The 10712-nt window shown below is 68.1% G+C and carries 9 protein-coding genes; 5 read left to right on the forward strand and 4 right to left on the reverse strand.

Annotated elements, in window-relative coordinates:
• Window positions 1-141: 141 nt before the first annotated feature.
• Together C3Y15_RS30140 and C3Y15_RS30145 are read right to left on the reverse strand one after the other, a co-directional pair.
• Window positions 142-1983: an EAL domain-containing protein gene (locus C3Y15_RS30140; RefSeq protein ID WP_059622198.1), complete on the reverse strand. Its 1842-nt coding sequence runs from the start codon at window positions 1981-1983 to the stop codon at window positions 142-144.
• A 259-nt stretch (window positions 1984-2242) separates the two neighbouring features.
• Window positions 2243-3280: a bile acid:sodium symporter family protein gene (locus C3Y15_RS30145; protein WP_046424086.1), complete on the reverse strand. Its 1038-nt coding sequence runs from the start codon at window positions 3278-3280 to the stop codon at window positions 2243-2245.
• 355 nt (window positions 3281-3635) lie between these two features.
• Between C3Y15_RS30145 and C3Y15_RS30150 the strand changes: the two genes are divergently transcribed.
• The 3 genes from C3Y15_RS30150 (at window position 3636) to C3Y15_RS30160 (ending at window position 6693) form a co-directional block, all read left to right on the forward strand.
• Entirely contained in the window at window positions 3636-4139 is a 504-nt protein-coding gene (locus C3Y15_RS30150) for a hypothetical protein (protein WP_034192510.1), read from the forward strand.
• A gap of 340 nt (window positions 4140-4479) precedes the next feature.
• Window positions 4480-5556 (forward strand): porin, encoded by a 1077-nt coding sequence (locus C3Y15_RS30155; RefSeq protein ID WP_034192511.1) that lies wholly within the window; start codon window positions 4480-4482, stop codon window positions 5554-5556.
• Between the two features lie 177 nt (window positions 5557-5733).
• Complete coding sequence (locus tag C3Y15_RS30160; RefSeq protein ID WP_011886208.1) at window positions 5734-6693, forward strand: LysR family transcriptional regulator; 960 nt, start codon at window positions 5734-5736, stop codon at window positions 6691-6693.
• Between the two features lie 204 nt (window positions 6694-6897).
• Here C3Y15_RS30160 and C3Y15_RS30165 read toward each other — a convergent pair whose 3' ends face one another.
• Entirely contained in the window at window positions 6898-7857 is a 960-nt protein-coding gene (locus C3Y15_RS30165; RefSeq protein ID WP_011886207.1) for a nitronate monooxygenase family protein, read from the reverse strand.
• 274 nt (window positions 7858-8131) lie between these two features.
• Between C3Y15_RS30165 and C3Y15_RS30170 the strand changes: the two genes are divergently transcribed.
• Entirely contained in the window at window positions 8132-9028 is an 897-nt protein-coding gene (locus tag C3Y15_RS30170; RefSeq protein ID WP_069246347.1) for an alpha/beta hydrolase, read from the forward strand.
• A 102-nt stretch (window positions 9029-9130) separates the two neighbouring features.
• On the opposite strand, the gene C3Y15_RS30175 is transcribed toward C3Y15_RS30170, so the two are convergent.
• Complete coding sequence (locus C3Y15_RS30175) at window positions 9131-9622, reverse strand: Lrp/AsnC family transcriptional regulator (RefSeq protein ID WP_014723769.1); 492 nt, start codon at window positions 9620-9622, stop codon at window positions 9131-9133.
• Between the two features lie 112 nt (window positions 9623-9734).
• Between C3Y15_RS30175 and C3Y15_RS30180 the strand changes: the two genes are divergently transcribed.
• Window positions 9735-10637 (forward strand): DMT family transporter, encoded by a 903-nt coding sequence (locus C3Y15_RS30180; protein ID WP_059497403.1) that lies wholly within the window; start codon window positions 9735-9737, stop codon window positions 10635-10637.
• Window positions 10638-10712 lie beyond the last annotated feature (75 nt).

Here is a 10712-nt window from a genome sequence, read left to right on the forward strand (position 1 = left end):
GACGAGGCGAATGAAGCGAACGAGAGCGAGCGCAAGCGTACGAGAGCGAGCGCAAGCGTACGAAGCGCGCGCAAGCGTACGAAGCGCGCGCCGGCTACCCGATCCCGCCAACCGCCCGCCCCGCCGGTCTCCGCCCGTCGTTCAGCAGGCCACCGCGGCGCGCGGCGGCTCGCCGCGCTCGCGCAGCGCGGCGCGGCCGGCGTCGAGGTCGACGACCGCGAGTCCGCCCGGCTGCTGCTTCGCGCGTCGCTTCGCGAGCGCGGCGACCGACGCGATCTCGTCGCTGCCGTAGCGCATCGCGTCGTTGGCGCCGGCCGGCACGCCGACCGCGCCGATCGCCATCGTCACGAAGCCAAAGAACGCGGCGTTGCCGTGGCGGTCCTCGCCGCGCAGCCCGCCCGCCAGCCTGTCGGCCTGCGTATAGAAGCGCAGCGCGCCTTCGTTGAAGCGCGCGATCGCCTCGGTCGCGCGCGCCTGCCAGTCGTCGCGCTGGAACAGCACCAGGAAATCGTCGCCGCCGACGTGCCCGAGAAAGTCGCGCTGCGGATCGCACACGCCGGCCAGCACCGTCGCGGCGAACTTCAGCACTTCGTCGCCCTGCCAGTAGCCGTACTGGTCGTTGAACGGCTTGAACTGGTTCAGGTCGACGTAGCACGCGTGGAAGCCGGCGTCGCGCGCGAGCAGGCGGTCGATATGCGCGCTGATCGGGATGTTGCCCGGCAGGAACGTCAGCGGATTCGCGTAGCGCGCGGCCTCGATGCGCATCTCGGTCACCGCGCGCACCAGGCTCTCGCCGGTGCCGAGCCCGACGTAGCGGCCGTGTTCGGTGATCACGAAGCCGTCCGCGAGATAGCGCTGGTCGTGGCGCGCGAGCAGCATCGCGAGCTGCTCGACCGTCGTCGCGTTGTCGATCATCAGCGGCGCATCGTTCGCGAACTGCAGACAAGGCTTCTTGCCGAACACCTCGCGGTGATACGGCAGCGCGAAGCGGTCGATGAAGCCGTGCCGGTTCACCAGCGCGACCGGCCGGCTGGCTTCGACGAGCGCGACCGCGTGCAGGCCGGGCATCCGGTTGAACAGATCGAGCACGTCGTTGTTGGTCGCGTCGCGCGGCAGCGCCGGCGCGGGCACCAGCATCTTCGCCGCGATCGTCGCGGCCGGGCGCACGCTGCGCGTCGCGCCGGGAAACACCGCGATGTGCGGCGTATGAATCGCGTCGCGGGCGGCCGGCGCGAGCAGCGCCGACGGGCGCGCGCTCGGCCGGCCGAGCAGGAAGCCCTGCACGCAGCAGATTCCGATGTCGCGCACGACGGTCAGGTCGCTTTCGTTCTCGATCCCTTCCGCGATCAGCTTCGCGCCGCTTGCTTGCGCGAAATGCTGCATCGCCCGGACCGCCTCGAACTTGAGCGGATCGCGCGCGATGTCGTGAATGAAGAAGCGGTCGATCTTCACGACGTCGGGATGCAGGCGCAGCCACAGGTTCATGCTCGCGTTGGCGGTGCCGTAATCGTCGAGCGCGAACTGGATGCCCGCATCGCGCAGCGTCTCGACCGCCGGCCCGATGCGCGCGATGTCGGGCATCGTCGCCTGCTCGGTGAGCTCGATCACGATGCGCTCGGCGGACACGCCCGCGCGGGCGAGCAGCTGCCGCGCGCGCTCGCGTTCGCGCGCGAGCTGCACGATCGTGCGCGCACTGAAGTTGAGGAACAGTTTGCCGTCGCAGCCGAGCGCCGCGAACGCGTCGATGCAGGTGAGCGCGGCCGCCTGTTCGAGCGCGATGGTGGCGCCGTCGCGGGCGGCCTGCGCGAACAGCGCGTTCGGCGCTTCGAGATCGGTGCCGCGCGGGCCGCGGATCAGCCCTTCGTAGCCGACGACGGTGCCCGACGCGAGATCGACGATCGGCTGGAATACGGCGGCGAGCGCGCGCTCCGCGATCAGGCGCGTGGTGACGGCGGCAGCGGAGCCGGAAGAGGGCGGAGGCATGGGCGGGCTGAAGCGAGGGTACGCCAGACTTTAACGGCAACTCGCGCGGACAATTGAGTGAAGATTTCGTGACCTGATGCACGAGGATGGTGCGTCGGTGTGCGGCGAGCGGCGAAGAGGACACGGCGCGCAGGCGAGCAGCCGCAAGCGAGAGCGAGCCGGGACCGCAAAACCCACAACGCCGCAGCCCGCGAACCCCGCCCGCGGCAAGCACCCAGCCAACCGCCTCCTACCGCTACGCCACCTGCGCCCGCCCGCGTCAGCGCCTGCCCGCGTTCAGCCCGCGGCCGCCGCGTGCGCCCGCGGCGACCCGTCCCCCATCTTCGCCGCTCGTGTCGCGCGCGCCCCAGCGTTGCGCGAGGGCCGCGCATGTCATCAGCTGGATCTGATGAAACAGCATCAGCGGCAGCACGATCGCGCCGACTGCCTGCGCGGAGAAGATCACCTTCGCCATCGGCACGCCGGCCGCGAGGCTTTTCTTCGATCCGCAGAAGATGATCGTGATCTGGTCGGCGCGGTTGAAGCCGAGCCGCTTGCCGACGAAGGTGGTCAGCAGCAGCGCGATCGCCAGCAGCACGATGTTGACGATCAGCAGGCCGCCCAGCGCGCGCGCCGGAATCTGATGCCACAGCCCCTGGTTCACGGCCTCGCTGAACGCGACGTAGACGACCAGCAGGATCGAGCCCTGATCGACGAAGCGCAGCACGCCGCGATTGCGGTCGATCCAGCGGCCGATCACCGGACGCAGCAGCTGCCCCGCGATGAACGGCACGAGCAGCTGCATCACGATGCTGCCGACCGTGCTCCACGGCGACGCGGCCGCGGCCGACTGCGACGTGATCATCAGCCCGACGAGCGCGGGCGTCACGAAGATCCCGAGCAGGCTCGACGCCGAGGCCGCGCACACGGCGGCCGGCACGTTGCCCTTCGCGATCGACGTGAACGCGATCGACGACTGCACCGTGGACGGCAGCGTGCAGAGGAACAGCACGCCGGCGTAGAGCGTCGGCGTGACGAGCGGCTGCAGCACGGGTTTCAGCGCGAGGCCGAGCAGCGGAAACAGCGCGAAGGTGCTGAGCAGCACGACCGCGTGCAGCCGCCAGTGGGTCGCGCCGGCGATGACGGCTTCGCGCGACAGCTTCGCGCCGTGCAGGAAGAACAGCAGGCCGACCGCGACGTTGGTCGCCCAGTTGAACGCATGCGCGGCCGCGCCGTGGCACGGCAGCAGGCTCGCCAGCACGACGGTGCCGACCAGCGCGAGCGTGAAATTGTCGGGAAGAAAGCGGGGACGGGCCATGGTGAAACTCGAGTCGGAAACAACGGCGGGGGCAGGCGCGCGTGTCGCGCGCGCGAAGCCGCTATTGTCCGGCCAGCGAATTCAATACACAAATTCATTGTGGGAATCGATTGATGATTCCATTGCACGGGAGCCGGTGTCGCGGCGGGTCGAAATCTGCGCTAATCCACCGAAGAATGTTCTGCGACGATCGCGTCAGGAAGTGAAAAAACCTAGCAGTAACATGGTGTTACACCGGTGCCGGCGACCTAACACTTTTTGGCTCGACACCGTTTCGGGCCACCCATAAATTACTGCTGAAAGGCTTGCGTCGGCCGGGGAGTGTCCGGCTGCGGGCCGCAACAGGCACTGAGCGATGGCGGAACGGGCGAAACGGAAGATCGGACGATGGGTGGCAGGGGCGCTCTGCGCGCTGCTGGTGCCGCTCGCGCTTGCCCAGCCGCCGCGCGGCGGCGCAGGTTTCGGCGCCCAGGGTTTCGGTCACGGCTTCGGTCATGGCCTCGGCGCCGGCACGCGCGCATACGGCCAACCGGCCGCGGGCGTACCGGTATGGCGTCGCGGTGCGCCGGCCGGCGGCGTGCGCAGCGGCGGCGTGAACGGCTACGGCGCCCGCTGGGGGCTGCGGCCGACGCCGTCGTACGGTCATTACGCCGCGCAGAACCCATACCGGCCGATCAGCGCCGATTCGCGCCAGGTGCCGCATCCGTCCGGCGGCGGCAACGTGCCGCTGCGCGCGGGCTCGATCCGCGCGGACGTCGCGCGCTACAACGAGGAGCGCGGCGGCCGTCCGATGCCGCCGCCGCGTGCGCAGGAAGAATCCGGCCGCTCGCCGTTTTTCTCGCCGTTCTACCGAAACTGAGCGCACCGCGCGCTCGTCCCCCGCGCTGTGATGCGAATTCGCCACAGTCGCCCACACATTTCCGCTGATTTTCCCGACGCATTGCGCTATCTTTCGCGCCCGGCACGCGCGCCGCGCGGCCGGCCGGCCGCGTGTCCGTCCCGCGCCGGGCCGCCGCGATGCGCCGCCGCGCATCTTCGCGCCGAGAAGTTAATGCCGCCGCTATACCCGCAATAAGTGCGCGCAATTTTGGTCGGATAAATCTTCCGTAAAGATGGCTGCGCCCCACACGACGCAAGCACTCGGCCCCAAAAACAACGCTCGCGCCGCTTATCGACTATCGACAAAACCTGGAGATCCCATGAAAGCATTCGCTCGCCGTGCGTCGCGCACGTCCGTCAACCTGATCGCCGCGGCTGCCTGTGTCGCTGCCGCCGCACCCGCCCATGCGCAGTCGAGCGTGTCGCTCTATGGTCAGGTCGACGAGTGGGTGGGCGCGACCAAGTTCCCGGGCAGCGATCGCGCATGGAACGTGTCGGGCGGCGGGATGTCGACGTCGTACTGGGGCCTGCACGGCGCGGAGGATCTCGGCGGCGGCTACAAGGCGATCTTCACGGTGGAGAGCTTCTTCCGGGCGCAGAACGGCCAGTTCGGCCGCTTCCAGGGCGACACGTTCTTCGCCCGCAACGCGTACGTCGGCGTCAGCTCGCCGTACGGCACGGTGACGGCGGGGCGCCTGACGACGCACCTGTTCCTGTCGACGATCCTGTTCAACCCGTTCTACGACTCGTACACGTTCTCGCCGATGGTGTACCACGTGTTCCTCGGCCTCGGCACGTTCCCGACCTATCCGAGCGACCAGGGTGCGGTCGGCGATTCGGGCTGGAACAATGCGCTGTCGTACACGTCGCCGTCGTTCGGCGGCCTGAATTTCGCGGCGATGTATGCGCTCGGCAACACGGCCGGCGACAACCGCTCGAAGAAGTGGAGCGCCCAGTTCAACTACGCGAACGGCCCGTTCGCGGCGACCGCCGTCTACCAGTACGTGAACTTCAACAACGGCCCGCAGGATCTCAGCTCGCTCGTGACCGGCCTGAAGAGCCAGGGCATCGGGCTCGTCGGCGCGACCTACGACCTGAAGTACGTGAAGCTGTTCGGCCAGTACATGTATACGAAGAACGATCAGGCAAGCGGCAGCTGGCACGTGAACACCGCGCAGGGCGGCGTCTCGGTGCCGCTCGGCGTCGGCAACGCGATGGCGTCGTACGCGTACTCGCGCGACGCCGGCGGCCTCGACCAGACGCGCCAGACCTGGGCCGTCGGCTACGATTACCCGCTGTCCAAGCGCACCGACGTCTACGCCGCGTACATGAACGACCACATCAGCGGGCTGTCGAACGGCAACACGTTCGGCGCCGGCATTCGCGCGAAGTTCTGATTCGCGCATTCGCCGCGCGCGCAGACGCTGCGCGCGCGGCCGGCATGTCGGCCTGCCCGCCCACGAACGGCGCCGCTCACCGCGGCGCCGTTTTGCGTTTGTTGACCTTTATGTTTCCTCGCCTTTGTTACCCTATTGCCAAATTGCATGATTACCTAGGAATTGCGGGCTAGTTCGATGGATACCCTCGTCAGCATGAATGTGTTTCGGTACGTCGTCGAAGTAGGCAGCTTCGTGGGCGCGGCCGAGCGCATGCAGATGTCGGCCGCGATGGCGAGCAAGCACGTGATGCATCTCGAGCAGCAGCTCGGCGCGCGGCTGCTGCATCGTACGACACGACGCGTCGCGCCGACCGAGGCGGGACGCGAATACTACGAGCGCCTCGTGCAGGCGCTGTCGGAACTCGACGAGGCAGGGCAGGCGGTGGGCGCCGCGAGCGTCGTGCCGCAGGGGCGGTTGCGCGTGACGTCGCTGTCGGCGTTCGGCTTGCGGCACGTGATGCAGGCCGTCACCGACTATGCGGGACGGTTCCCGGACGTGACCGTCGACATGACGCTGTCCGACCGTGTCGTCGATCTGATCGAGGAAGGCTATGACGTCGCGGTGCGCGCGGCGCCGAACGGATTGAAGTCGTCGTCGCTGGTCGCGCGGCAGATCGCGACCGCGCACATTCTGCTGGTGGCGTCGCCGGATTATCTGGAGCGGCGCGGCACGCCGCAGACGATCGCCGATCTCGCGTACCACAACTATCTGCGGCGCGAGTCGAGCGCCTCGGCGCTCGATGCGCTGGTGATCGACGCGGCCGCCGCGTCGCGCGTGAACCTGAACGGCAACCTGATCGTGAACCATCTCGAAGGGCTGCGCGCGGCCGTGCTCGCGGGCGCGGGCATCGCGCTGCTGGGCACCGAGGTGGTCGGCGACGACATCGAATCCGGCCGGCTCGTGCCGCTGCTGCTCGACGCGGTGCCGCCGCACGAGGCGCCGATCTATGCGGTGTACGCGAGCCGCCGTCACGTATCGGCGAAGGTGCGCTCGTTCGTCGATTTCCTCGCCGCGCGCTTCGAAGGGCAGTCGCTGTGCCCGTCGATCGAGGCGCGGCTGCGCGTGCTGCCGATCACGCGAATCAAGCGAGCTTGACTGGGTTTGCACGCGAGCGTGCGTCGATGAAGAAAGCGCGAACCGTAACTGGGTTCGCGCTTTTTTCATTGCGGCGCGGTTGACGCGAGTGACGCGACGCGCGCGCGGTGCGTGCGACTTGCAGTGGTCCCCGTGATGGCGCATGCGTGACGTGCGCGCGACCTCCGCGCGACGCACACGCGGCGCCCGCGCCGCGCGTATCCGTCAGCGTGCGATGCCGAGCCGCGCCTTCGCGTCGTCGTACTCGCGTTTCAGCCGCTCGACGAGCTCGCCGACGCTCGGCAGGTCGTCCATCAGGCCGACGCCCTGGCCGGCGCCCCAGATGTCCTTCCACGCCTTGGCCTTGTCGTTGCCGAAATTCATCTTCGACTTGTCCGATTCCGGCAGCGCGTCCGGATCGAGGCCGGCTCGCTCGATGCTCTCGCGGATGTAGTTGCCGTGCACGCCGGTGAACAGGTTCGTATAGACGATGTCCGACGATTTCGCGTTGAGGATCGCGTGCTTGTACTCGTCGACCGCGTGCGCTTCCTGCGTCGCGATGAAGCGCGTGCCCATGTACGCGAGATCCGCGCCCATCGCCTGCGCGGCGAGGATCGAGCCGCCGTTCGCGATCGCACCCGACAGCACGATCGGCCCGTCGAACATCCTGCGCACTTCGCCGACGAGCGCGAACGGCGACGTCGTGCCCGCATGGCCGCCGGCGCCGGCCGCGACCAGAATCAGCCCGTCGACGCCTGCTTCCAGCGCCTTCTGCGCGTGGCGCAGGTTGATCACGTCGTGCAGCACGATGCCGCCGTAGCTGTGTACCGCGTCGACGATCTCGCGCGCCGGCGCGCGCAGGCTCGTGATGAAGATCGGCACCTTGTGTTCGACGCACACGCGCACGTCGTGCTCGAGCCGTTCGTTGGACTGGTGGACGATCTGGTTCACCGCGATCGGGCCGATCACCGCATCCGGGTGCTGCGCCTTGTGGTCGGCCAGCGCCGACTGGATCTGCGTGAGCCACTCGTCGAGCAGTTCCGCCGGGCGCGCATTGAGCGCGGGGAACGATCCGACGATCCCCGCCTTGCATTGCGCGAGCACGAGTTCGGGATAGCTGACGATGAACATCGGCGACGCGATGACGGGCAGCGTCAGATTCTGCAGGACAGCGGGCAATGCCATGTGATTGTCTCCAGTCTCGAGGGCGGCCGGGTCGTGTGCGTGCCGACGCCGGCATCGGTGCTTGCAGTCGAACGAAAGTTCGAGTGTAGCTGCGCAGCGGCGCGTCCGTATTGATACGAACGATCGTGCGATTCTACGCGAGCTTAGCAAAGCGCACGGCGTGCCGACAATCGAGGGAGTGTTCTGTCTCTACGCATTCGGCTGTTGATTGCGCGCAGCGATGTGCCAAGCCTCCTACAATACCGGCCAATAACAAACCGACGAGAAACAAACCATGTCGTTCGACGCGTTCGCACCGTTTCGCGTGACGGTGCAGGACACCGACATCTTCGGTGTCAAAGGAGGCGCGGGGCCGCCGCTTCTGCTGCTGCACGGTCACCCGCAAACCCACATGATCTGGCATCGCGTCGCCGCGACGCTCGCTCGTCATTTCACGGTGATCGCCACCGACTTGCGCGGCTACGGCGCGTCCGGCAAGCCGCCGAGCGATGTGCAGCATGCGCCGTATTCGAAGCGCGCGATGGCCGCCGATCAGCTCGCGGTGATGCGCCATTTCGGCTTCACGCAATTTCACGTGTGCGCACACGATCGCGGCGCGCGCGTCGCGCATCGGCTCGCGCTCGATCATCCGGCGGCCGTCGAGCGGATGATGCTGCTCGACATCGCGCCGACGCTCGCGATGTACGAGCAGACCGACCGCGCGTTCGCGACCGCGTATTTCCACTGGTTCTTCCTGATCCAGCCGGAGCCGCTGCCCGAAACGCTGATCGAAGGCCGCACCGACGCGTACATCGAGCGCGTGATGGGCAATCGCTCGGCCGGACTCGCGCCGTTTGCGCCGCAGGCGCTCGACGCCTATCGCGCGGCGCTCGCGCAGCCTGGCGCCGTGCATGCGATGTGCGAGGACTACCGCGCCTCGGCGACGATCGATCTCGAACACGATCGTGCGGACCTCGAGCGCGGCAACAAGGTCGCGTGCCCGCTGCGCGTGCTGTGGGGCGCGAACGGGACCGTCGCACGGTGCTTCGATCCGCTGGAAGAATGGCGGCGCGTCGCGCGCGACGTCAGCGGCCGCGCGCTCGACTGCGGCCACTACATTCCGGAAGAAGCGCCCACGGCGCTGATCGACGAACTGCTGGCGTTCTTCGACGCGCGCGACGCGGCTGCTTGAGCGGCAGTACAAGCGGCAGTATGCGCGCCCGGCGCGCTCGCATGGGTCACGCGCGCTGGCGCTGAGTGGCGCCGAGTGGTACGTAGTCGCTTTCAGTGCCCGTCAGCGTCGCCCCGCGTCGTCGTCGACGAGCGGCGGCAGGCGGCGCGGCACGGGCGTCGATTTGACGATCGCCGTGCTCGTTTCGGCGCGCTCCGTCACTTTCGACAGGATGTCGTCGAGGTGCTCGATCGTGCGCAGGTACAGCCGGCAGATGAAGCAGTCCTCGCCGGTGACCTTGTCGCATTCGACGAATTCCGGAATGCGCCGCAGCACGTCTTCGACGAGATGCAGTTGTCCCGGCAACGGCTTCACGCGCACGATCGCCTGCAGCGTGTAGCCGAGCGCGCGCGGATCGAGTTCGACCGTGAAGCCGGCGATCACGCCCTGCGCTTCGAGCCGCCGCACGCGATCGGCCGTCGCGGGCGCCGACAGCCCGATCTGCCGCGCCAGTTCGCTGGTCGCGATGCGCGCATCGTCGGCGAGCGCGGCGACGATCGCGCGGTCGGTCGCGTCCAGCGATACCGCGGCCGGCGGTGAAAGGCGTTTCGACATGATCGCTTTGGTTTCGAAGGTGAATCGGCGGTTTCGCTTCAGTCTAGCCGTGGATGCACGGAAAGCAAGCTCCTAGAATCGAAGTCATCTTCCCTCGCCACCGGAGCCCACGATGGCCTCAAACGAAATCCGCCGCGGCGCCGCCGAGATGCTGATCGCGATGCTGATGTCCGGCACGATCGGCTGGCTCGTGATGTCGTCGCAGCAGCCGCTGTCCAACGTCGTGTTCTTTCGCTGCGTGTTCGGCGCGGCGACGCTCGCGATCGTCTGCGCGGCGCTCGGGATGCTGCGCCGCGCGCTGTTCTCGCCGCGCATGCTCGCGCTCGCGGCGTTCGGCAGCCTCGCGATCGTCGCGAACTGGCTGCTGCTGTTCGCCGCGTATTCGCGCGCGTCGATCTCGATGGCGACCGCCGTCTACAACACGCAGCCGTTCATGCTCGTCGCGCTGGGCGCAATCGTGTTCCGCGAGCGGATCGGCGCGTCGACGCTCGCGTGGCTCGCGGTCGCGTTCATCGGCCTCGTCTGCGTGGTGCGCGTCGAGCCGGCGGTGCTCGCGGTGCCCGGCGAATATCTCGAAGGCGTCGCGCTGTCGCTCGGCGCGGCGTTCCTGTACGCGCTGTCGTCGATCGTCACGAAGCATCTGAAGGGCACGCCGCCGCATCTGCTCGCGCTGCTGCAGGTCGGCCTCGGCGTCGTGCTGCTCGCGCCGTTCGCGCAGTTCGGCACGTTGCCGGCGACGGCCGCACAGTGGCTCGATCTCGTCGTACTCGGCGTGGTGAACACAGGTGTGATGTATGTGCTGTTGTACGGCGCGATCCAGAAGCTGCCGGTCGCGATGACGGGCGCGCTGTCGTTCGTCTATCCGGTCGTCGCGATCATCGTCGATCGCATCGCGTACGGGCAGACGCTCGCGTGGACGCAGGTGCTCGGCGCGCTGCTGATCCTCGTCGCGGCGGCCGGCGTGAACCTCGGCTGGCGCATCGTGCCGGCGCGCCGCGCGGCGCCCGGCAACTGAGACGCGCGCTCCGGCTTGCCGTCAGGGCTCGCGGCCGGGATTTGCTGCAATGGCTTGCCGGCGACGGCAGATGCC

Source organism: Burkholderia sp. B10 (assembly GCF_004368385.1).
GTDB lineage: Bacteria > Pseudomonadota > Gammaproteobacteria > Burkholderiales > Burkholderiaceae > Burkholderia > Burkholderia vietnamiensis.

Bases quoted from the DNA above. Each gene is read 5' to 3' on its own strand.
- C3Y15_RS30180 (WP_059497403.1), top strand. From the start codon at position 9,735: ATGGCCTCAAACGAAATCCGCCGCGGCGCCGCCGAGATGCTGATCGCG.
- C3Y15_RS30155 (WP_034192511.1), top strand. From the start codon at position 4,480: ATGAAAGCATTCGCTCGCCGTGCGTCGCGCACGTCCGTCAACCTGATC.
- C3Y15_RS30150 (WP_034192510.1), top strand. From the start codon at position 3,636: ATGGCGGAACGGGCGAAACGGAAGATCGGACGATGGGTGGCAGGGGCG.
- C3Y15_RS30165 (WP_011886207.1), bottom strand. From the start codon at position 7,857: ATGGCATTGCCCGCTGTCCTGCAGAATCTGACGCTGCCCGTCATCGCG.
- C3Y15_RS30175 (WP_014723769.1), bottom strand. From the start codon at position 9,622: ATGTCGAAACGCCTTTCACCGCCGGCCGCGGTATCGCTGGACGCGACC.
- C3Y15_RS30145 (WP_046424086.1), bottom strand. From the start codon at position 3,280: ATGGCCCGTCCCCGCTTTCTTCCCGACAATTTCACGCTCGCGCTGGTC.
- C3Y15_RS30140 (WP_059622198.1), bottom strand. From the start codon at position 1,983: ATGCCTCCGCCCTCTTCCGGCTCCGCTGCCGCCGTCACCACGCGCCTG.
- C3Y15_RS30160 (WP_011886208.1), top strand. From the start codon at position 5,734: ATGGATACCCTCGTCAGCATGAATGTGTTTCGGTACGTCGTCGAAGTA.
- C3Y15_RS30170 (WP_069246347.1), top strand. From the start codon at position 8,132: ATGTCGTTCGACGCGTTCGCACCGTTTCGCGTGACGGTGCAGGACACC.